The organism is Staphylococcus sp. 191, from assembly GCF_011174885.1.
Lineage (GTDB): Bacteria > Bacillota > Bacilli > Staphylococcales > Staphylococcaceae > Staphylococcus > Staphylococcus coagulans.
This window is the reverse complement of the sequence record NZ_PNRJ01000007.1, coordinates 99,049-124,260: the sequence shown is the minus strand read 5'-3', so window position 1 is coordinate 124,260 and position 25,212 is coordinate 99,049. Positions and strand designations below refer to the sequence as shown.

The following is a 25,212-nucleotide window of genomic DNA, read 5'->3' as shown; positions in this document are numbered from 1 at the left end:
CGCTTTTACTGTAAAGCTTGTCAACAAACCTTTACAGCTCAAACACCCTATATTCAGCCCCGATGTACCATCTCAAATGAGGTCAAACGCATGATGACGCGGAAACTATCTAAAGTCATCTCAGAAAAGGATGTCGCTGAAAGTCTGTGTGTATCACATTCAACTGTCCATCGCCATTTAAAAGAGGTGAGTGATTCAGTGAAGACGCAGGCGCATCATGTTTTACCTGAGCACTTAGCTTTTGACGAATTCAAATCAACGAAAGATGTCGAAGGTGCGATGAGCTTTATTTACTGTGATAGTGTAACCCATGATATCATCGATATTTTACCTGATCGTCGCAAACATAAATTAGAAGCCTATTTTTTAAAGTTCTCTAGAAAGCAACGTGAAAGAGTGAAAACCATCTCTATAGATATGTTTCCACCTTATATTGCACTCATTCAAGACTTATTTCCTCATTCGGAGATAATTATTGATCGCTTTCACCTTGTGCAAGCAATCAATCGTGAAATCAATCGATGCCGAGTTCAAGTTATGAATGGTTTTAGGACAAAAGACAGACCTCAATATAATAAATTAAAGCGTTATTGGAAGTTACTATTAAAAGCGCCCTTAGATTTAGATCGAATGATATATCAGTCATACGGACTTTTTAAGTCTTGGCAGAGTCAATACAGTTTAGTTCAGTATTTATTGGGCCTTGATGAGAGGCTCAAAGAGACATATGAAACAGGGCATCGTCTTTTAAGTGCCTTAAAAGCAAACGATATCCAGCAATTACAGTTCATCTTACAGGATTCAAAGACAAAAGATATTTCACAAGGCCTCAAGCGCGTCATTCAAACATTCATCAAATACTTGCCCTATATCTCAAATACGATGCGTTATCCACATTTAACGAATGGGCCAATTGAGGGAATTAATAATAAAATAAAACTGATTAAACGGGTTTCTTATGGTTATAGAAAGTTCCGGAATTTTAGGAATCGAATCTTAATCATTTCCAAGGTATTTGTAAGTGAATATAAAAAACGCATTAAACAACAAAATAACGTTGCTTAATGCGTTATCGCCTCGCCAACCGACGTTGACAAAGAACCTCACTTTCTTATGATGTATCTTATCTTTTTTATCATATCTGCTATCAATCCTATTTAGCTTTTGTGTTTATTTCTTATTTCTTTTAAATTAGCGATACCGACAATAATAGGGAGAGAAGCAATAGTAAAGCTAGATAAATACCCTGCACCAATAGCAAAATAAAAGAACATAAAGGATAAAATTCCAATTACAATTAACATTCTATTATAGGCGGCGTTATGAGCTAGTTTAGTTTTTTTAGACATATTCAATATCTCCTCAAAGCCATTAATTTGTGTCCTCTCTATTTGACATATCTAAAATCATGTCCTTAAGGTTTATTGTGTCATATCCTCCAATCATTATTCGACCTTGATTGTTAAAATATGAACTAACATGAAAGCGGTAGACTTTTTTACCTTCACAACTATTTTAATAATTAATTATAATGGTGATAGATGAACTTTCTGCGTCGCTAAAGCATTTCTGAAGTATTCATTATGATCGATAAAAATCATAGTGGGGCGCGCATTTGATAATGTTTCTATCAGTTGATCTACCACACAATAATCTAAATAATTCGTAATCTATAAATATAGAAAAATCACGTAATGGTAACACTTACTTTTCAACATTATCAATGAAGGATTGCTTTTCTTCAATTTTTCTTTCGTTTCTTATAATAACCGCCTTAGACCTTTTCATATGTTTAGCGGCTCTTGATTTGTCAAAAGCAACTTTATCGTTATTTTCAAGCGAATGCTCCAAAGCACTTATGTTTTTAGAAACTTAATAGAGCCGCTTAATTTCCTTTTTAGGAGATTCATTTTTCTTGAACAATTTTATCAGCGTTTTTTCTCATATTCCCATGTTTCAAGGTCACATTTACAAGCTCAATATTATTTTTTGTTAGTCACTAAAACATCATCAATGGTTTTATTTAAAAGTTTTTATTCTTACTTTCTAGCAAAATATAAAGATAACTGAATCTAACAATAACTACTGAGATTTAGACATGTTATGGTTTTTCTAATTATGAAGGGTTTCTTTTATAGATACATATACTTGCTATATTTACTTGTGTGAATGTATTGTTAAACTAAGAAAGTAAGCGTTTTTATGATTTGCCTATTTTGTGCGCAGATTCTATAAATTCAACATATTCGGTCTAATTCTCACGCGTGATTCATTCAATGATAATAAAAATATGACATAGTGGTAGGTGCTCATTATATGAACAACAAAAATTTATCTTTTACAACGAATCGATTAGAAATACGGCCTCTGAAGAACAGTGATTATGAAAGATGGTTAAAAGGTTTCACTGATAGAAAGCCTTCAAAACATAAATATGATGACGGGCTTATAGACATGTCAGAATGTACAAAACCTTGGTTTAACGGACTTGTCAAAAAGCATCAAGAATTTATTGAAAATGACCAAATGTATATTTTTGCTATATTCGATAAGCATAATCAACAACATTTAGGTATGATTGATATCGCAACGATAAGACGTGAAAACTTTCAATGGGGCGAATGTGGTTACTTTGTACATAATCAGTTTTGGCGCAATGGCTATGCCTATGAAGCAATTAAAAAAATACTCTATATAGCGAGTAGTGTTCTTAAATTCCATAGACTTGAAGCTCACGTAAATATAGACAATATCCCTTCGATCAAGCTATTAGAAAAATCTGGTTTTGAATATGAATGTACTCGAAAGAATTTTATATATGAATTTGAAGGATGGACGGATAATCATATTTACTTTATCAACTTAGAGGCTGAAAATTTTAAAAAAATGGTTTAAAAAAAAGGAAAGAATTAAGTCTTATTTTATAGCAAATTAAGCAGCGTTGAATCGCGTACTCTTAATTGAATAACTTTTCTGAGGGGATGTATTGTTTAATTAAAAAAATAGACGATTTTATTATCGCTAGACAAAGAAGAACATATACTTCGGAATTTAAACTTCAAGTGGTATGTTTATTTAAAAATGGAAAATCTAAATCCGATATTGTTAGAGAATACAATCTGACAGCTTCGGAGTAAGATAAATGGGTTAAGAATTATCAAAATAGTGCATCATCCAGTGCTGTTGACAATCTAACTGATGATGAAAAAAGAGCTCAGAAAACTGCGTAAAGAAAATCAATAATTAAAGAGGGAAAACGATATTTTAAAGCAAGTAGTGCTGATCATGGGATGAAAATAGAAGTCATTTAAAATAAAGCACATCAATATTCAGTATCAGCAATGTGCAAAGTCCTAAAAATACCAAGAAGCACTTATTATGATTCAATAAAACGAACTCCAAATAAACTAAAAAATGATGATTCAGAATTAGAAAAAAACTATTGTTAGTATTTTTAACACAAATAGAAGGAGCTTTGGTACAAGACGAATTAAAAGCGAATTAAATAAATGTCAATAGCGGTTTAAAAATGCTGTTTTTTGGCGGTTTAAGATTGTCGCATATTTAAGGATTTTTCGTTTTTATAATCTTTTAATAGATAAGATTCTCTAGTAATTTTAAATACTTTAGAATGGTGAAGTAATCGATCAATTATAGCTGATGATGCAATCTTATTACTAAATGACTCACCCCAACTAGAAAACGGAATATTAGTCGTAATTATTGTTGATTTCATTTCATATCTTAGCGACATTAACTGATAGAATAAAACAGCTTGTTCTTTAGTGATGGGAGAATAACCAATTTCATCAATGATAAGTAACTCTATTCTGCTTAATTGTTTTAATGTTTTATTGATGATTCCTTTGGAATCCGAGACAGTTAATAAGTCTATTAATTCTTTGAAAGTATAGAATCTAGTCTTTATATTTTGTTTACATGCTTCTATTCCTAATGAGATCGCCAAGTGCGTCTTACCAACACCACTGTTACCTAGGAAACAAATATTTATACTATCTTCTAAAAAATGCATGGATTTTAAAGTGAGTATTTCTTGTTGATTTATACTAGGTTGAAACATGAAATCAAAATCATGTAAATATTTTATTTTAGGGAAACGTGCTGAATTCACAGCACGTTTAAATTTTAATTCTGATTGATATTCTATTTCTTTTTCCGTTAAATCAATCAATATTTCAGTTAATGATTTCTCATTTTTAGAAAGTAATTCATCAGTAGAGTTATTGAATATAAAGAACATAAAGAAAGATGTTGAATTGATAAGTTCTGCCAAGCTTATCATGCATTATCATATCTTCTTTCCAGTCTACTTGAGCAGCTATACCGGAATTTGTTTCTACGCGTATAGTTGCTTTTTTTAGTCTTATTTTGTTTTTTATTTTTACAGTATTCTCGTAAAATAGTATATTTACCTTCATATCTTTTTTCTCTATGTATTTAAAAATAGCCATAGCAGTACATCCTAATTCAACTTTTTCATCAATAATTTCTTTGAATGGATCTAGTTTTGATGCTTTCTTAGTTTGTTGTCATTTCTTCAATCCTTCTAATTCATTTTCTTTTTCTGCTTCATAATATTTTTTAACTGTTCTTGGATCACAATTATATTGTCGACCAAGCTCAGCATAATTTGGTTTAATATCTTTCATAATGTAAAATAGCACCCTTTCATAAATGTCATGTCCCAATCAAATAACCTCCAATCGAAGATTGAGTTAAGACACGATTATATAATTTAAAAAGAAAAATGTAGGAAAAACAGCATTTTCATTTCACCATTTTCCTACATTTTATAACTGCCATTTACAATAATGTTACTATATAAATAATTTTTATATTATTATTTATGTTTTTACAAACTCAATGCCGTCAAAATTGAGTTTAACTTTTCACGAGTCTCCTCCAATTCTCTATCAGGCTTTGATTTCTCGACAATCCCTGCCCCAGCTCTTGCAAAGGTTTCATGTTTGTCTTGAAAGACAGTTCTCAATATTAAGGCCACATCAAATCCATAATCTTGGTTGATTAAAAACACACCCCCACTATATAAATTTCGTGGTGTATCCTCATATTTTTCAATTGCTCGGATACTTTCTTTTTTTGGAATTCCTGAAGCTGTCACAGCAGGATATAAAGATAAAAGCGCTTTCCAATAGTTATCACTCTCAAGAATACCTGATACCACAGAACCCAAATGTTGTACAGATCCCCTTTCATAAATATTCATAAATTCTTCTATTTTTATAGTATCTGATTTACATACGTTTTTAAGTTCTTCTACCGCTAACTTAACTGAAACAGCATGCTCTCCCACTTCTTTAATATCAGTCAATAACTCTTTTTTTAGATGTTCTTTGTTTTTTCTTGTACCAGCTAACGGAAACGTGAACACTTTGTTATTATTATCTACTTGAACGATTGTTTCAGGGGAAAATCCAAATAACTCCATACCATTAATATCATATAAATATGATCTTGCAGGATTATTAATTTTTAGCCCTAAAAAATAACTATGTAGCATGTTAATTCTTTCCGATATAATGATTTTTCGTGAAAGAATCACCTTAGAGTACAGTTTGTCTTTTATATCTTCCACAGCTTTGTTTACGTTCTTTTTGTACAAATCACATTTTTGATTTAACAATGACTGTTCTGTATCATGTTTAAGTGGTAATTGCTTTATTGTTATTTCTTTATATATTTCATTTAAATCATTAAATGGGTTTATCTGTAAATAGCGTACCCTCATATCCCCTTTGCTTATTTTCACTTCTATGGAGGGCACAAAAAAATACAATAATTCCTCATCTTTCTTATGATTACCAGATTGATATAAATATTTTGCTAAATTAAAATTAATATACCCAAAATTACTTATATTATTATGTCCGACTGTATCATGTATTTCTTGTAACAAATTAGGCAGAGATGAAAAGTCTTCGACTGTTTTTAACTTTGATTCTTTACATTCAATAGCGATTTTTGTACTACTTACTTTAACCTCGAATGCTTTGCTAATACCTATATATGTCGTCCCGTTCATTTCATACATCATAAAGTCTTCTTTTAAAATATTTTTTGAATAATCGCATATGCTGTATTTTAAACTATCTAAATTATAGGAATTTATATCATAATTACTCACTTCATATTGAAGTTTACTTATTAAATTATATAAAGTGTTATTCAAGTCATTTCACCTCATTTATTAATTTCTACTGTTATTTTCAGATTCTTCTTCATTTCTAACAGCAAGTTATTCTCACTTATAGATTCATATAAAGTTTTAATTCCATATTCCTCAATTTTATTTCTTAAAATTAAGATCACTGTATGGTAGACAACTAAAGCGGTTAATTCATTCCAATTCAGCGAGCTTCGAAAATTGATTTCATGTCTTTTATCTCCAATTATTTTTATTAATGTGTATGAATTATTTTCACTATTATATTTTTTAAATGCATTCATTAATATTGATATAGCTTTTTCAATTTGATTATTCTGATACAGAAATTTAGCTTCTACCATTCTATATATAATGTCTTTATAAGTAAAAGCATTAAAAAAGTATGCTTTTGAAATGTCGTTTTGTTGTATACAATTCATAAAATGATAATCGATAATGGGCACACAATAAAACGAGCATCCATTACCCAATAACTTAACCTCTTTCATCATATAGTCTAACTGTTCAGTTTTACCATTATTAATGTACATTTGACTATATGAATATGGTGGTTCTGAAGTTTCTATTATTTCAAGCACTGCCGAATTCGATAATTCACCAGAACCTGAAAAGTATAATTCTAATTCGTCAACATTCAAATACGCTTTACAATATGCAATAAGTACTTCTGTTAATCCCGGATTTACACCAACAAATTGTACTGCACTTAATCGTTTTTGCTGCAATTGTTTATCCAATTTACCTTCACTTTGAGCTAAATTCAACTCGCCAGAAGTATCAACGTAGTGTGCACAACATTCTGAACAACACTCTATTATATTTTTATTATAATAACCCGTACAATTTACAACAATATCACATCCGTTAATAAATCTTTTTAAAGCATCTACACTATCCAAATTCAATGTTTCATATTTGATTTGATGATGTTCTAAATTGATAAGGTTCTCTGTTCTTACGCTAACTTTAATTTGTATATCTTTATGCTCAGATAACAACTCAGTTAACCTACTGCCTATCGCACCATTTCCACCTAAAATTCCAATTTGCTTTATCATGATTTACAATCTCCAACCTTCTGATTGTGTCTTGATTTGGATAAATTTTTGATAAGTACCAGATTGATTCACTAGTGTCTCGTGATCGCCTTTTTGAATAATTTTACCTTCATTTAATACAATGATTTCATTTGCATTTTTAATTGTTCCAATTTTATGTGCGATTGTAATGACTGTTTTACCTTTACTTAATTCATCAATAGCACTTTGAATGAGATTTTCATTCTCTGGATCGATACTCGCAGTTGCCTCATCTAGGATAATGATTGGTGCATCTTTCAATATCGCCCTTGCGATAGAAATACGTTGCTTTTCTCCACCAGATAAATTATTTCCTTTTTCATTTACCATTGTTTGATAGCCATCTGGTAGTGACATGATAAATTCATGACAACATGCTTGTTTTGCTGCTGTAATCACTTCTTCTTTACTTGCGCCTGGTTTACCATACAATATATTATTTTCAATCGTATCATTAAATAAGTAGACTTTTTGAAATACAGCACTAATATGCGACATCAGCGTACTAAGTGTCATATCTCGGATATCGACACCACCTACTCTAATCGTCCCCTCACCTACATCGTAAAACCTTAACAACAAATTACATAGCGTTGATTTCCCACTTCCTGATGGTCCAATGATTGCTGTAGATGTGTGCCTTCCTACTTTAAAGCTTACATCATTAATCACTCGTTTCTCTCCATATGAAAAGCTAACATGATCAAATTCAATATCATAATTATCGATTTCGATATCTCTTCCCGTTTCATCTAATATAGGTGCGTTCTTAATTTCTTCAATATCATTTAACGTCGTATCGATTATCTCTAAAACATGTGCTGCACTGTTTACATTCTCTACACTTTCAAATATTACAAATGAAAAGATAGAAATCATAATGAGCGTTGGTAAATCAATACTTTGATTTATATATAATAAGCTTGCAATTAATACTATGGCGATAGAAACTACCTTCAAGCTCAATAAGTGTAATAAATTAAACGGTATGTATTGTAATTCAATTTTCGAATTCACACGCTTACTTTCATCTACTGCTTTGTTGAAACTTCTGAGACTCGTATTTTCCGTTGAGAACGATTTAATAACTTGAATGCCTCGAACAACTTCTAGTACTTTTTCAACGAGCTGATTTTGAACATAATGATAATAAGGTGCGTTTTGATGGCTTTTCTTTTCTAATAAATGAATGCTAAGTAAAGATAGAACAATTCCAATGAAAGCTAATAGTGACACTTCCCAAGATACAACTAATAGCGAAAAAATTAAAACAGCAATTAATATATAACCATTTACAACAATATCAACCATCTTCATCGCATAAGTTTCTAAAAAAGTTAAATCTGTTGTCACAACTGTAGCAAGTTCATTTGTTTGGTGATCTTCAAAATACCCTAGTCTAACATTTTTTAGTTTGTCACCAATATTTAAACGTTCTTTCGCCCCCATTTCATAGGCAATACTTTCTTGAAGCCTATTCTTTAAATAAGCTGTCACAAATCTTGCTAATACTAATAAAATCATGGCACCTAACACGCCTATAATTTCATACATTTCAATTTTTTTATAAGATAGCACACGGTTAAACACTTGGGCAGCTAAAAAGATTGGTAAAGCGATAAAAATAGAATTAACAAATGACATCACAAATCCTAAAATCATTCTCGATCTATAGGGTGATACCCACTTTATAATCTTAAATGTAATATGAAACATATTAATCCTCCTTTGTATTTGAGTACATTACAAATTAAGAAGAAACCCCCCAATCTTTCGCATCGATGTGCATATCCCACATTTGTTTATAGTGACCATTCTTATCCAATAATCTTGCATGGTTACCTTTTTCAAGAATTTGCTGATGACCTAATACAATAATTTGATCTGCTTGTTTAATGGTAGATAATCGATGGGCAATTACGATGAGTGTCTTGTTTTGCGTCAAAGCATTTAATGCAGCTTGAATTTTTTGTTCATTATCTGGGTCGACATAAGCAGTTGCTTCATCTAAAACAATAATCGGTGCATCTTTCAAGATCATTCTCGCTATTGTGACACGTTGTTTCTCACCACCTGATAATTTATCACCAACAGAACCTACATTCGTATCATAGCCTTCTGGTAATTTCGTAATAAATTCATGACATTGCGCTAATTTGGCTGCTTCTTCAACTGCTCCATTTGATGCTTCCGGATTACCCAATTTAATATTTTCTTTAAATGTAAGATTTAATAAAAAGTTATCTTGCCCTACAAAACCAACTAATGCGTTCAGTTTCCTAGGCTCAATATCTTTAATATTTACGTCACCAATATCAATTTCACCAGACGTTACATCCCAGAACCTTGATAATAATTTCGCAATAGTAGACTTACCACTACCGGATGCACCGACAATTGCTGTAAAAGTCTTCTCTGGAATATCAAAAGACAAGTGATTAAATACTAAGTTATCTTGATCGTTGCAATAAGAGAACCCAACATCATTAAATGTGATTGTATAATTCTTAGGTTCTTTAAATGCATTCGAGACTTCGAGTTCTTCTAAATTCAGTACTTGGCGTACTTCTGTAATAGCATATTCGATAGATTTTAATTGATTAACATAATTCGTAAAGTTCTTGATTGGTGCTATAACACCTAGAGACAGTACTAAACAAATAAAAAATTCTGCATAATTCAACTGGTCAATTGAAATTAAATACATACCTAGCGGCAACACACCTAGAAAGGTTGAAGGGAGTATGCTCGCACCTAAATTCATATAGCCCCATGTACTTTTAAACCAATTTAAAGTGTGATTTTTATATACATTCACTGCATCTTTATATTTTTTATAAGAATTTTGCGATTGGTTAAATGTTTTAATCACTTCTATACCTTCAATATATTCAACAATGGCGCTATTCATATAATTATTCGATGTCATTTGTCCTTCGTAAGTATCATTAAATCCGGTCATTAATCTTTTGTAAGCAAAAAATGCAATAGGAACCGTAATCAACATGGCACAAGCCATACGCCAATCAACAATGACGATATAAACAAATATTGAAATAGAAAGTAATAAATTGCCTAATACTTCTGGAATAATATGCGCTAACGGTAATTCAATCGTTTCTACTTTATCGACAAATATACTTTTAAGTTCACCAATTTTTTTAGATTCTACAACTCCTAAAGGTAAACGCATTAATTTATGTGCTAATTGCTTTCTAATACTAGATAAAATATCATACGCTGTAACATGCGATAACATCGTCGAACTTCCGAAACAAATAACCTGTATAACATAAGCACCAACCGCGATGCTTATATAATAAATAACTTGATTCACCTCTGTATTTCCATCAATCATTAATAGTATGATTTTATATACCGTCCAATAAGGTACTAATCCTGAGAATACACTAATAATAGACAATAAAACAGATGAAATAATCTTCCATTTAGCATCTTGTCCAAATATAAATAGTGATTTTATCCAATGCTCATCAATATTCATTCTTAACTGTCTCCTCTCATTGATGCGATTTATACATCAAAATAATGATTCAATTTATCGATGCCTTGATGATTTAATGCAAACTGATTAATAAGATGACCGTCTCCAAATTGCAAGACATATGTACAAACCTCTAATATCAATGATTTGTCATGTGTAATGATAAAAATCTGCTTCCCCTTGTCATAAATGTCATTAATTATTTTCGCAACTTTTTTCATATGGTATAAATCCAACCCTGAAGTAGGTTCATCAAATATAATAACTTCTTTATTGCTCAATATTGCGGTCGCAATGGCCATTCTCTGTTTTTCGCCACCAGAGAGTGACAATGGATGTTCACGCTTTTTATCCAATAAATTCATACTTTCTAACATGTCATCAACTTGTTTTTCTGTTACATGAGTATTTAACAGCTGTAATTCTTGTTCTAAGCTTTCCGTAAACAATTGCGTATTTACATCTTGGAAAACCATGTAACTCTCCTTTAATAATTGTTTCTGCTTGAGTTGTTTATGATCATACGTAACATGTCCTTTAAAATCTTTGAGTAAACCACATAAACATTTAGCAAAGGTCGATTTACCACTTCCGTTATCGCCAATAATCGCGACTACTCCCTCTTTTGGAATTGCTATTTCATTCAGGTCTAATTGTTTTTCCTTACTAAATTTGTCATACGCATAAGTAAAGTTATACATCTCCATGACATGTTTACCAGATTTCGGCTTATGTTGTAATCGTTCCTCTTGTCCATATCTAATCCCCATACTTTCAAGTTCATGACGATTAAGTGATTTAAATGTATCTTTTTGGTACTGCGCATGTAACAAACCATTTTCCATATAATAGACACTATCTGCCTCGTCCATAATATAATCTAACCGATGTTCTATCAGTACTACAGTTTTACCGCACTCTTTTAAATAGCAAATCATTTCTTTTAACTTTTTAATACTATATACATCTAAATTAGATGATGGTTCATCCAACACAATAACGTCTGGTTCAGAAATAAGCGCCGTTGCACAGGCAATAATCTGCTTCTCTCCACCTGACAATTCAAATATATTACGGTCTAATAAATGTTCAATGTGAAACCTTTGTGTAACTGATTGAATTTTTTCAATAATGATATTTCTACTTATACCTTGATTTTCCAAATTAAAGGCGAGTTCACTTGTCGTATCAACGTTATAAAATTGTGTTTTCGGATTTTGAAATACGCTGCCTACCATTTGTGATAACTGATACATTTCAATTCCAGATATATTGTGGCCATTTAAACTGATATTTCCTCTTATTTCACCACTTTGAACTTTAGGAATTAACCCATTTATCAATTTAGTAATCGTTGACTTTCCACTTCCTGATTGACCACAAAACACTGCTAATTCCCCGCGCTTAATATGAAATGATACTTCTTTGATAGCCGGTTCTTCTGAAGAAGCATATTTAAAAGTTACATTTTCAAATTTAATCATTAAACAACTTCCCCTTAAAATAGATTATCCATAAGATGATCATGAGGATGATGAGCATAATATCTAAAAATTTGAGTTTCACAATACAAATATTCGTCCGTTTATATGGCGCATCCATTCCTCTTGTCATTGCTGCAAATGAAAGGTCATTGCCAATTTGTACGACAGATATAATAAGTGGTATCATTCTATACTCAATTGTCTTAAAAAAATGCTTTAAAAAGGTAATATCTCGCATTCTCATCGCATAGCTTATATTTCTATACTCCTCCACAATTGTTGGAAAAAACCTGAAGATTACAGATACTGGAATGATGATATTTTTAGGTATTTTCATTTTTTCCATAACAGCTATAAACTCACTGACCTTTGTTGAAGACACTGTGAAATAACCCACTATAAAACCCGGGAATATATTCATGAAAATGCCAATAAAAGCCAAGAGGGCAAATTTAATGATACCTTCAGAATGCGGCACCACCCAATATTGTATTGATATAAGCACTAACAACAGCGCAAAAAATTTGATAAACAACACTTGCTTTTGAATTGATAGTAATAAAGCAAGTGAACAGAATGTTAAGCATAATCTTAAGATACTTTGCACATCACCACTAGATATTAAAATTGTACTTACCGTAATGGTTAAAGCCACTTTTGTTCTAGGATCTAACTTTGCTACAATGTTTCTACCATCAGCTAATGAATCCTCCATAACCATCATAAAAGGCCTGCTTTTTTGAAATGTTTACGGAACATGCTCTTACCTAACCACGCCCCAATAAGACTCCCTATCAATGTCAATATGAACATTACAGGTAACATCCATAAAGGGGTAATAGATTGTAAAACGCTTACATAATCCTGTCCATAAACTTTACTCATCTCATTGAAATACTGATCTCTCACAATGAATAGTCTTACAAAAAAGCCCATAATCCACAAAGAGAAGACTGCATAACCCCATGTAATTAATTTCCAATCTCTATAGTTACCAGCTTTCATAATAAAATCACCAAGCAAACCAAAGACAATACCAAATGGAATCATAATTAAGCCACTACCCATTACGGTAAAAGCACAGCCTAAAATTATCCCTGTTAATGTCACCATTCCAAACTTATTGATTTTCATAACATATAAAATAAATGGAACACCACATAAAATCGAGCAAATTAATCCTAGAAACGGTATTAAAAATGGTATGTAACCAATCATAGAGGTTGCAAAAAATATGACTAAATATAGCGCTGTAAAAATACCTACTGTAATTAAATCTTTAACTACTAATTTATCCATAATCTAACTTCCCATCTGTTAAAATTTATATTAATAATTTCGCAACATGCGACGCATGTTCACTGCCTTCAACACAGTTATAATGATTACCAGGTATAGGAATTTCAGTAAAATCACCAATACAACATTTTTGCCAAAATTCATTACTATCCTGTGCTGGCAACAAATCAAACTCATCCTTATCTTGTGCTTTCAAATAAGTTACATCACCAATATATGTAGTAGGTGTCATATGCGCTCCTTCCCAACTTGCCATTTGAGTTTTATATGAAGAAATTAAGAAATCTTTATTTACTGTATTACCAACATCCTGTTTAGAACCAATAACTTCAGTATATTTTTCAAATCTTTCATTAAGAGATTTATCTTTGAAAAATTGTTCTAATTCCACTTTTAATTGATCATCTTCACTATACTGATTGGTAATAAAATTTAATAAATCGTATTGTGCATCAGTTTCGATTTTAGAATACATGGTTCTAATACTATCTTTTAGTTTGTTATAATCAATTTTCGGCAGTACGTCCTCAACAGTAATAAAGTAATTTTGTATAAATGCCATTTCAGAAACTATATAATCTATTTCTGACAGTGGTGATGGTGAAGTATCAATTAACGTAACCTTTTCAACATCAATATCACCAAGTATGAGTATACTAGCTACTTCCATAGCGATTAGACCTCCCGAACAGTAACCCACTAAGTGAACGGATTTATACCCTGATTCCTCAATAAGCTTTACATATTCTTCACTAATTTTCTTAACAAGTTGCTTTTTCTCTATATGACAGTATTTTTCTTGGTCTTGGATTGTGATACCTGCAATTGAATCCCCATCGTTCTTTTTTAATTCATCAAGCACATATCTTAAACAATTCATTGTTCCTAATCCTGCATGGAAAAATACTTTGAGTGTTTCTCCTTCTTTTTTAAGCATCGTTAATTTACCTATAGAATTATTATCATGTTTCTCTTCAATCTTGCTATCTATTTTTTTACTACTAATCTCTTGTAGTATCTTTTGAAGAGTTGGCTCAGCTAATAGCACCCTTAATAAGCCATCAAAATTTATTTCATCTAATTGATGTTCCTTACATGTAGTGATTATATTTGTTGATAGCCTTGCTAAAATTAATGAATCTGCGCCATATCCATAAAAATTATCCTTGTTACCGAGTGAATCCACTTTTAATATGTCTTTACATTGCTCAGTAACCTCATGAACTAATTCATCTGACAATTGGTTTTTAATATTATGTTCCTTAGCCTTTACGATTTCTTCAATCTCATCACAGCTTGCAAGAATTTGTTTATAGCTATTTTTATTACGCTCTTTAAAATACCAAGGTAACAATGTAGAACCTTCACTTGAATTAGTTACGACATCTAACAGAAACTTTTGATAATCTTTTGTAAATTCTTCTATAAATTCCTCATCAAATATGCCTTTTCTTGTATCTATATTGACGTATAATGCATCGTTCAACTCCATAATCTGACAATCCATAAATACCTGAGGAGTTTGACTTATGCCTGTATTCCCTAGCTCCATATATTCATAATTCATACCACCAGTACCTAAAGAACTTGTAAATACAATCGGAAATATGCAATTTGAATTTGATTTCCTAATTTCCCTTATTGTTTCTATACCTGTAAAATAATTATGTTCTAAATCTTTTAATAAATGTCCTTGTAATTTTTCTGCATTATAAATAAATGATTTATGCTCATCAATTTCTATATTTAACAAATTTGTTGAAGTAAAATCACCTATAGCATGCTGTATATCTTCAAATTCTGAATCTCTATTCATAGTTGTTAAATTTACTACAAACATCTCTTGATCAACCCATTTTTTTAAAACGCATGCAAATGCCGTTAAAGCCATTGTATTGTGAGTTAAAGCGAAATTTTTTGAAAGCTTCTTAATAGCATCCCAATTGTTTTTGTCAAGAAGAAATGATTTCCTAGTAAATTCTTTTTTTAGTTCGCTCATTTTAAGTGGTAACTTAGGATAATCTCCTAATTCTTCAATTTTTTCCGTCCAATATAATTCATCATTCAAATATTTAGAAGTTGCTTTTTTTAATTCACTACTTAGATAGATATCCCTAAGACATGAAACTTTATGATTTTCTACCTGTAAGTTGCCTTTAAAATACTCGCATTCAAATTCTTTTAGTAAAATCCAAATACTCGTCCAATCTAAAATTAAAAAATCAAAAGATAAATGTAAAAGTGAGTATTTAGATGTCTGAGTTACTTCAATATCAAATAACGGCCAGATAAATGGATCATAATATTTATTCATCAATCTATCTCGTGTTTTATTACGATTTTTTTCACCTTCTTCTACCAAAACTTCATATTCAAAGCCTGAATCTAATATTCTCTGCGAGTCCCAAGAGTCCATAACTGTTCTTAAAGCTTCATGCTTAGAAATCAATTTATTCCAAACTTGATTGAGTTTGATTTTATCTAATTTTGGAAATGTAACTTCAAAATAGACATGACTTGAAACTGATCCAAATTCACTTTTTTCACCTATTATATAAGCACTTTGGATATCTTTTAATGGAAATCGATTATCATCTTTAAAGAATTCAAACTTGCTATTTGATTTAAATAACTCAATAATTTTATTTTTGTTTTCTTTTAAGAAAGTTAAATCATCCTGAGATAACTTTCCTAATTTACTTTTATAACGTAATTGATTATTTTCAAGCCAGAGATTTATACCACTTTTATATAGCCTAATTAATTCTTTTTTTATTTCCAAGCTACTCACTCACTTTCTATCGACATATGGTTCGTTAATCTATATAACTCTCCATATTTATTTTTAAGAAGCACTTGATCAATTTCAGAATTTGTTCCTAAGGTCAATTTTAAATATTTATCATTTTTCATAGCATTTTTCAAAAACCCATATTCTTTTTCATTACACTTAAAATTAACACTTTGGATTTTCTCTATGTTATTTTTGTGTAAAACATGACTCGGGCGTTGATTTATACTATAATCCGAAACTATAAATGGTAATGTGGCTGGTATAACAGGTAAATAACTAAATGAAACCTTTTCGTTTTTTGAATTTTTTCTACTCCATGTTATTACTTTATTAGTTTCAATTCCGAGGTCTTTTAACATCATTTTATTTTTATGGAAATTATTTATATTTCGATATTCATCCTCGATAGTTTCTATTGCAAAATCAATAAATCCTTCTTTATTACCACACCATTTCTTCCACCTTTCTTTCATAGACCTTCCATAAACCCATCTAAATAAATAAGCAAAGGGAACTAAATTATTATTCATTTCTATGAGCTCAATATATGGACCAGTTTCAAACCAAATAAAAGCATTTTTAGACTTTTTATTAGCTCTTTCAACATCGAACCCTAATTGTTCAAACTTTTTCATAGCATTTTCTAGACTTTTAACTTTATATTGCAAATGACCAATTTTATACATACTTACCTCTTTTCTAATATAAATAGTGACTGATTAAATGAAGACAACTCATCTGTTTGATGGGGCGTTTTTGTCAGAACATTAAATCCAGTTTCATCAAAGATTTCATACCAACTTTGTAACGATAAAAAGGTCATATTTCTATACTTCCTTTCATCTTCAGGTTCTGTCATCATAAAAGCTTGAGATATTAGCATAACTGCGGATTCACCGTAAGCTTCTCCTATAAGGAGTTTCCCATTTTCGTTTAACATCTCGTTTAATCTATTTAATAAGCTCTTTATATTTTTCGAATTATTTATAACTCCAACCGCCACAATGACATCAAATTTCTGCTTGTTAATAATATGATTATCTTCCATATTGTCTATATCTAAAACGTGGTATTTCATAAATTGATATTGCCTAAACATTTCTTCAGCAGAAACTAAAAAATACTTTGATATATCTGTAAAAATATACTGTCCAGTAAATAAGCTAGCTACTTTATCTAATATTCTTTCAGTTGTGGCACCAGTTCCAGCACCTAATTCTAAAATTGATAATGAATTATTTTTAGATAAATTATTTACATACTGTCCAATCTGTTCATTAATGAATATAGAAATTGCTGTTCGGCTATACAAATCATTTGCGATATCATTTTTACCTTGATCGAATAGCAACATGTTAACGGATTTATTACCTTTTAATATTTGATCCATATGCTCAATATGTGATTTGAAATATTTTATGACAGAAATTGGCATAATATTCCTATGCCATGCCTTTTCAAGTTCACTCCATTCAAATAGGATATCTAATTGTGATTCATCCATTTGATCAAATATATAATTGTCTGGTTCAGCCTCAATAATGTAATCATTTCTTGATAAGTAATTTAACCAACGTTTAACAATATTTCTATAATTGTCTTTAACGTTTAGGCAGCTAATAATACTTTGGTAGGAGTATGCAATATTTAAATTATTAAAATCCCTACTTAGTACCCAGAGCATTGATTTAGCACAAATACGCTCTAGTTTACCCATTTCATCGATAATACTTACATATGGCTTTTCATATAGAACAAGTTGATCAACATCATATAAAGTGTATTTATCTTTAGCTACTAGCTCTGGATAACCTAAAGACTGCATTAATTTATGCCACATTATCGAACTGTTAATATGCTTTTGTGCTAATACATTGAAATAATGTTTATCTAATTGATCTCTTTCCATATATAAATATATTTCCTTAGAAATAGTCGTTGGCCATAATTCTGTAAATATCGCTTGTTGAGTTAAGTCTGAATTATCATAAAGCAACTTAACATGCTTTCGTGTCATTCCATTAGGTGGGTTATCAACGAAACTAGACGGTATCCTATATCGATTTGGAAATTTAATATATTCTCTCCAAAACACATATCCTTGAGGATCTAATAAATTTAGTTCGCCACCTTCAAAGCCAACTCTCATACTAAAGAGTAATCTCATAAAATCATCTACTTTATTTTCCACCGCTTCATTATACGCAATTAAATTTAACTGCGTTTCATTTATAGTTGTGGATAAAAATTGAAACGGACCATCTTCTTTTTTTGAATCACTAAATTCAATATTTTTACTTTCAGGAATCAATAAAGTTAATAACTGTGCAACTGGATAAGATAGTTGTGTTGCAAATTCTACATTGACATATTTTATGGACTGTTCTTTTTTTATATAGTAAAAGTTATCAATAAAGTTTTGCACGCTAGGTAGTTGACTGTATAAATTACAGACAGTAAAATACCTTTTTTCTTTTCTGGCTAATTTAAATAGTGATATATATTCCTTTTCAGAAAGAGGCTGCTCAAAAATGACATCAATTCCTCTTTTTAATAACGCTTCTGCTATTAAATTACCTTTTCCGCCTTGCACTTCAGATTTGATAGCAATACAAGCAAAATCAATATCATTAGGTAAATCATCAACATTATTGTACAACTGAATTTGATAGTGATTAGCGCAATCAATTGACCTTTCACTTCCTGATGCAAGTAACCCATAAAGTTTAATGCTTGGTATACTTTTCAATGCTTCTATATAAAATTGACCGAACCTACTTCCACAAACTATACATTTTTTCATGTTTTAAATGACACCTTCTTCTTCGATTGTGTTATTAAGTTCTTCAATTTTTGTTGAAATATCTTTAATAGTAGGATTTGAAAAGATAAAGGCCAGTTCAAGCTCTACATCGAATGCTTCTCTAATTTTATTAGTTAGTGCAATAGCTTTAAGTGAATCACCACCAACTTCAAAAAACCTACTTGAAGAACTAACAATATCGTGATTAACGATATGAGATAAAATTTCTTTAACTTCATTCACCTTAATTTCATTCACATTGTCACTATCATCTTTTTCAACTGTTCCAATCGTTTCAAAACACAAGTTTTCCTTATAACTATTATTTTGAACTTTTTCAAATAAAATTGATTTATCTTTTGATATTTTTAATAGGGTATTCACGAAGTAGTTAAACATTGTATCTAAATTATCTACACCGAGTTCACTATCAACACTATCCCAATAGATGTCTAAACCACCATCACGTTCAATAACTTGGTTGTCTAACCAAACTTGCGGTGTTTGACTAATATTGTAAATAATTTCACCAAATTGATTACTACTATTCAATGCGTTTATTCCCAATCCACTTGTAAAGACGAAAGGCATTAAAATGTAATCATCAATTTCACAATATTTTCTTATGGCTCTTTGAAATTCGACACCTGAATACTTATCATGTTCTAGATCTTCCATAAGCTGTGATTGTATCTTCTTGAATCTCTTACTTAATTGTTCTTCGTAGTTATTGTTGATTTCTAGTATTGTTAATGTTGTAAAATCACCTATTACTTTATTAATTTCTGGACTAACAGGTATTCTATTAAATTGGGTGATGTTTAAAGAAAAATTATCATTTGAACTTACAAGTCTAATTGCTTCGGAATACATTCCGATAAGTAGTGTTGTTGGTGTAATTTGCAGCTCTTTACATATAGTTTTTATGTTTTGCCAATCCTCACGTTCAATATAATATGACCGCCTTGTGAAGACATTAGACTGAGTTGCAAATTTCGCATCATTTTTAATTTGCGGTGCTTTTAAAAATCCTAATATTCTTTTTAGCCAATAAGATTTATCAATTTCGTAACGACTATTACTTTTCTCTTGATTTAAGTAAAGTACATAATCTCTGAAACTCAAATCAGTTATTTGATCATCTATAGATTCATTGAAATAAAGTTTATTCCATTGTTCTAATAGAGCAAACATACTCCACCCATCAAAAATCATATTGTCAAAACTAATATGAATTCTTATTTTTTCATCAGTAATTACAGAAACATCAATATTAAATATAGGCCATTGAAATATATTAAGAACTTGATGAGATAAATTTCTTCTTATATCCATGAGATTATCTTCTAACATTTGCCCACTTTGCCCTCTTAAGTCATTTATATTAAATGTATAATAAGGTACTTCTTTTAGGATCTTTTGCATCCCTTCTTCTGTAATAACAGCTCTCATCATTCCATGTTTTTTAATCAAGAAATTCCAAGCATTTTCAAGATTTTCTATATTTAAGTTTTCTCCATCAATTTCAAAGTAACAATGTGTAGAGACATTATTTTCACTTAATTCCTTTTTTCTACCAATAAAGTATGAATACTGAACCTCCGTTAATTCAAATGGCTTATTAATATTTTCAACGTCCTGTTTAAACTCATTTTGCTTTCTATTAATAGTGTCCCTACTCATTTTAGCTACTTTTTCTGCCTGTAATTTAATGGTCGTACAAGTCATGGCATCTTTTATTGTGAAATTCACTTTAAATTCTTTTTCAATTTCTGTTGCAATACGTGTAGCTAATAAAGAGTCACCACCATTTTTGTAAAAATTAGTATGGATATCTGATATTTTTTTATTAAATTCTGATTCCCAAATGCGTAATATTTTTCCTTCTATATCATTTAATTTCACTGTTTTTAATGAATGTTTTTTTATATCATCTTTTTTAATTAAATTAGCTAATTGTTTGTTATCAATTTTCCCATTTTGATTTAATGGAAATTCATTTATAATTGTAAAATTTGTAGGAATCATATATTGTGGTAATGTTTGATTTAATTTCTGTCTAATGATTGATTTATTGATATTACATTTAGTCATATAGAAAATATTTGAATAGATAGGATCTTCGCCTATGTGTTGTACCCTCTTACATTCAAGTTCTTGTATAGTAAATATATTCATCCATTCATCATAAGTTCTCTTGTACGTCTTTTCACCTACATAAGCGTTTAAAATATCGACAGTAAATTGTTCAATAAATAAACTTATATTTGGTTCTACTATAATAAGTTGACCGTCATCTTTCATTTTATCTTTAAGATTATTTAAAGTCTGATTTATATCAGAACTTCTATGTAATGCATTAATAATTAAAATAACATCGTATTTTCTATGCTCTATTTGACTGATAGAAGATTTTAAACTTATACCATAATGAGCTTCAAAGTAATCATCTTTAGATATTGATGTGATAGCCAAATAATCATAGTTATCTACTTTTTGTTCTAAACCTTGGTATATTAAATTACTAACTCCAACATTTTTTGTTTCATATTCTAATATATTTATATTATCTTTTTTAAAATGCGATATTCCTTTAATTAGCGACTCTATAACTATGTCTTGCCATGGCATTAATGAAGCTAAATAAGTTGGAGATAAATTTTTCTCTTCTTTATAAAATAAGTCCAATGGATCTATCTTGTTTGTTATTATATAAGGGATATATTTTTCAAGTTTCTTTATATAATTTTCGATAGGTTCCTGCTTTTCAAATGATTTAACAACTTTAGGACCAAACATTTTGCATCTGTATCTGTCACCTTTTATCTCAAGATACCCATCATCTACTAGTTTAGTTAGCCATCCATGTACAATCTTTCCATATTTTTCACTAACACTCAATCGAGTTAATATTTCCTGAAACGGTATAAAATCATCTTTATTTATAGTACTATTTGATTTTAATAGATTGAATGTATATTGATTGAGCAAATTATTCATAATCGATAAATATTGCTGAGTTTTGTTAGATACTTGCAGCATTTCCACTCTATTTTCATTTCTATTAGGTATAATAAAAGCAGCCAAACTTTTATTAGCTTCGATGACTTTAACTTTCCCAATTTCATCTATTTGAGATAAAGCATGCTCAATTTCTCCAGTTTCAATTCTATGCCCTTTAACTTTAATTTGATTGTCTACTCTGCCTAAGAATTCTATCATGCCATCTTCCCATATTCTGCCATTGTCACCAGTCTTATACCATTTAGTATTGTTTCTATCCCTATAGAATTTACTGCTTGTCAATTCGGCATCTCCAATATAACCTTGTGCTACGCCCATTCCACCAATGTGTAGCTCGCCAATAACATTTTTAGGACATTCTCTTCCAAATTTATCAACTACTTTATACAGTTGTCCTTTTAGCGGGGAGCCGTAAGGTATAGAATTCCAATGTTTAGGTATTATCCGAGGTACTTTTATGTAATTAGACCATATAGATGCTTCAGTAGCTCCTCCCATTGCTATAATCTGACTTTGCTCATTTGAGATACTATAAAATCTATTAGGTAATTGAAGATCTATCCAGTCTCCTGATAATAGTACTATGTCCAATGGTAGATGCTCTTTTTTCCCTTCAACATGCGTTACTAACATATCAAATAGAATAGGAACTGAATTCCAAATTGTCACACCATATTCTTTTATCATCGATAACCATTGAGTAGGATCTTTATAATTATCCTCACTCGTTAATATAAGTGCTCCTCCACAACCTAAAATGCCAAAAATATCATAAACCGATAAATCAAATTCTATTGATGACACCATAATTAAAGTGTCAGTTGAAGTTATATTAAATTTCCTATTTATATCTAATATTGTATTCAAAGCATTACTATGTGATATCTCTACTCCTTTAGGTGTACCAGTAGAACCAGAAGTCATAATAACGTACGCTGTCTCTTCTGAAGAAATATCCACTATCTCAGTTAGAGTTCCGTTGTCACTTTCTTCTATATCCAAAACAATCAAATTATCCTTATTTAGCTCATTGTTATTTATATATTTAGAGTTACTTATTATGACATCAATGCCTACTTGATTATAAATTTTCTTTCTTCTATCATTTGGTTGGTGTATTCCAATTGGTACATATGCTGCACCTACAAATTGAATAGCAAGTATCGAAACAATTTGGTGATATCCTCTCGGCAAAACGATACCCACATAATCACCTTTATTAATACCACTAATTCTTAATGTCTCGCCTAATACCATTGCTCGATTAAATAATTCTTTATAACTAATTTTAGTTTTTGAGTTAGTATCGATTAATGCAATTTTCTCAGGATATTTTGTAAAATTCTTTAGGAAACCGTCATATAGTTTTTCTTTTGGTGACATTATTTGAATATTGTATGTATTCTGACTTTCTGGAATAACACTACCTATCTCATGCCAGTTCAACTTTTCACCTAAATATGTAAGAAGGTCATAATAATCATTTAGCATACTTGTTATCATTTCATCACTAAACAATTCATCCACTTTATCCCAGCAAATTAATAATTCATCATTTTTGACATAAGATTGAAAATCTAACCACACACCAGGTGTTTGAGATATCATATATGTCATATTTCCAAGCACACTTCTTGTTACTTCATCCTCTAGTTCATAATCTATATTACACGCAAATACCACAGGTGCAATATTCATATAAGTACCGTTTTGTTTGGATATGTCTCTTTGCACATTTACGCCACTGTATTCTGAATGTGAAATATTTTGAATAAAAGTTTCTTTAACTCTTTCTAAGGTTTCCAAAAACTTCTCATCAGCTGTCGGTGTATGTTCAACTAATAATAAATTTGTAAAGTCTGCTACTATATCTCTGACATGAACATTACGGTGGTTTCTATCAAATAAAGGTACATTTACATAAAAAGCTTCTTGATTGCTATATTTTTCTAAAATAATCATGTAACAAGCTAATAATACAATAGATGGTGTTGTATTATATGATTTCGCATTATCTTTTATTTGGTTCCATAAATTTTTATTTATCTTTCTTGAATGTCGAGTAACCTTTACTTCTTTAACATCTGCTGGCTTTTTTAGAATAGGTAACTGAATGGGATTAATATTTAATCTTTCTACCTTATCTACCCAGAATTTTTTACTTTCATTAATAGTCTTATCATCTATCTCAATATTTTCAATATAATCTTTAAATGTATATTCTTCACCATTTCCTGAGTCTGTACCGTTATATATATTTGAAAGTTCTTTTATGATTATACTGATGCTTAAAATATCAGCAACAAGTAAGTCGATATCAATACTTACTGTCATTTGATTATTTGGTAATATGAATACGGTCAAACCAGCTACATCACCTTGTGTAACATCTCTTTTCAAATGCGATATATTTTCTCTATATGTTTTCAATTGTTTTTGAATATTTTCGTCATTAAATGAATCTAAACTAACAACTTTTATTTCATTTTTGTGTGGATATTGCATAAAATATTGCTTACCATCTTGTGTGAATTTGGCTCTTAACATTGGGTGCCTCATTTGAACTTCATACCATGCATAATTAAGCTTATTTATATCCAATCGTTCACCTGTAAACTCAAAATAAGCATGACAGCCTATACCACCTAATTCTTGATCATCTTCTCTACCAATTAAATATGCACTTTGAACATCTGTTAATTCAAAGGGGATTTCATTTTGTTTTTTACTTGTATTATCAGTTACAGTGTTTAGCTTTGAAATTTTTGAAGATCTAATCAGTTCTATCCATTGATTTAAAGTAGGTTCTTTAATTAATTGTGAAAATTTAATTTTTAAACCTTCTCTTCTTAAAATACTTACTAATTCCATGACATCTAATGATTGAACACCCAAATTAATTAAATTTTGGCTATAGTCTATATTATTGCAGCTTAGTTTTTTACTAATCCAATTATTCAATAGATCTATTGCTTTATCCTTATGTACTAGTTGGTCCATCTTAAACCTCCCACTT

17 protein-coding genes are annotated in these 25,212 nt (G+C 30.2%); 2 read left to right on the top strand and 15 right to left on the bottom strand.

The annotated features are described in order from the left end of the window. Positions 1-1,065 (top strand): ISL3 family transposase (locus C1H58_RS07115; protein WP_165545769.1); only part of this gene is annotated, 1,065 nt, incomplete at its 5' end. 92 nt (positions 1,066-1,157) lie between these two features. Here the strand turns inward: C1H58_RS07115 and C1H58_RS07110 are convergent. Next, positions 1,158-1,349 (bottom strand): hypothetical protein, encoded by a 192-nt coding sequence (locus tag C1H58_RS07110; RefSeq protein ID WP_060830441.1) that lies wholly within the window; start codon positions 1,347-1,349, stop codon positions 1,158-1,160. Between the two features lie 967 nt (positions 1,350-2,316). On the opposite strand from C1H58_RS07110, the gene C1H58_RS07105 reads away from it, so the two are divergent. Continuing rightward, positions 2,317-2,895: a GNAT family N-acetyltransferase gene (locus tag C1H58_RS07105; protein ID WP_165545768.1), complete on the top strand. Its 579-nt coding sequence runs from the start codon at positions 2,317-2,319 to the stop codon at positions 2,893-2,895. Between the two features lie 652 nt (positions 2,896-3,547). On the opposite strand, the gene istB is transcribed toward C1H58_RS07105, so the two are convergent. The 14 genes from istB to C1H58_RS07035 all read right to left on the bottom strand — a co-directional run bounded on the left by istB (position 3,548) and on the right by C1H58_RS07035 (position 25,196). Next, entirely contained in the window at positions 3,548-4,294 is a 747-nt protein-coding gene (istB, locus tag C1H58_RS07100) for an IS21-like element helper ATPase IstB (protein WP_242680354.1), read from the bottom strand. Then, the gene (locus tag C1H58_RS07095; RefSeq protein ID WP_242680346.1) at positions 4,242-4,472 is read right to left on the bottom strand and encodes a hypothetical protein; all 231 of its coding nucleotides are present in this window, start codon (positions 4,470-4,472) and stop codon (positions 4,242-4,244) included. The genes istB and C1H58_RS07095 overlap by 53 nt, the downstream gene beginning before the upstream one ends. Before the next feature lie 78 nt (positions 4,473-4,550). After that, positions 4,551-4,709, bottom strand: a complete 159-nt coding sequence (locus C1H58_RS07090; RefSeq protein WP_165545767.1) for a hypothetical protein — start codon at positions 4,707-4,709, stop codon at positions 4,551-4,553. Between the two features lie 164 nt (positions 4,710-4,873). After that, the gene (locus C1H58_RS07085) at positions 4,874-6,211 is read right to left on the bottom strand and encodes a salicylate synthase (protein WP_165545766.1); all 1,338 of its coding nucleotides are present in this window, start codon (positions 6,209-6,211) and stop codon (positions 4,874-4,876) included. A gap of 11 nt (positions 6,212-6,222) precedes the next feature. Beyond that, positions 6,223-7,266 carry a saccharopine dehydrogenase NADP-binding domain-containing protein gene (locus C1H58_RS07080; protein WP_165545765.1) on the bottom strand — a complete coding sequence of 348 codons (1,044 nt, stop codon included), beginning with the start codon at positions 7,264-7,266 and terminating at the stop codon, positions 6,223-6,225. Between the two features lie 3 nt (positions 7,267-7,269). Continuing rightward, entirely contained in the window at positions 7,270-9,003 is a 1,734-nt protein-coding gene (locus tag C1H58_RS07075; RefSeq protein WP_165545764.1) for an ABC transporter ATP-binding protein, read from the bottom strand. Positions 9,004-9,037: 34 nt separating this feature from the next. Then, positions 9,038-10,792 carry an ABC transporter ATP-binding protein gene (locus tag C1H58_RS07070; RefSeq protein WP_165545763.1) on the bottom strand — a complete coding sequence of 585 codons (1,755 nt, stop codon included), beginning with the start codon at positions 10,790-10,792 and terminating at the stop codon, positions 9,038-9,040. 29 nt (positions 10,793-10,821) lie between these two features. After that, positions 10,822-12,276: an ABC transporter ATP-binding protein gene (locus tag C1H58_RS07065; protein ID WP_165545762.1), complete on the bottom strand. Its 1,455-nt coding sequence runs from the start codon at positions 12,274-12,276 to the stop codon at positions 10,822-10,824. Beyond that, positions 12,269-13,000, bottom strand: a complete 732-nt coding sequence (locus C1H58_RS07060; protein WP_165545761.1) for an energy-coupling factor transporter transmembrane component T — start codon at positions 12,998-13,000, stop codon at positions 12,269-12,271. Before C1H58_RS07060 ends, C1H58_RS07065 begins: the two co-directional genes overlap by 8 nt. After that, entirely contained in the window at positions 12,997-13,575 is a 579-nt protein-coding gene (locus C1H58_RS07055) for an MptD family putative ECF transporter S component (protein WP_165545760.1), read from the bottom strand. Before C1H58_RS07055 ends, C1H58_RS07060 begins: the two co-directional genes overlap by 4 nt. Positions 13,576-13,600: 25 nt before the next feature. Then, the gene (locus C1H58_RS07050; protein ID WP_347563070.1) at positions 13,601-16,366 is read right to left on the bottom strand and encodes a condensation domain-containing protein; all 2,766 of its coding nucleotides are present in this window, start codon (positions 16,364-16,366) and stop codon (positions 13,601-13,603) included. Then, the gene (locus C1H58_RS07045; protein WP_165545758.1) at positions 16,363-17,055 is read right to left on the bottom strand and encodes a VOC family protein; all 693 of its coding nucleotides are present in this window, start codon (positions 17,053-17,055) and stop codon (positions 16,363-16,365) included. The genes C1H58_RS07050 and C1H58_RS07045 overlap by 4 nt, the downstream gene beginning before the upstream one ends. 2 nt (positions 17,056-17,057) lie before the next feature. Then, positions 17,058-19,172: a bifunctional Gfo/Idh/MocA family oxidoreductase/class I SAM-dependent methyltransferase gene (locus tag C1H58_RS07040; protein ID WP_165545757.1), complete on the bottom strand. Its 2,115-nt coding sequence runs from the start codon at positions 19,170-19,172 to the stop codon at positions 17,058-17,060. A gap of 3 nt (positions 19,173-19,175) precedes the next feature. Then, complete coding sequence (locus C1H58_RS07035; protein ID WP_165545756.1) at positions 19,176-25,196, bottom strand: non-ribosomal peptide synthetase; 6,021 nt, start codon at positions 25,194-25,196, stop codon at positions 19,176-19,178. Positions 25,197-25,212 lie beyond the last annotated feature (16 nt).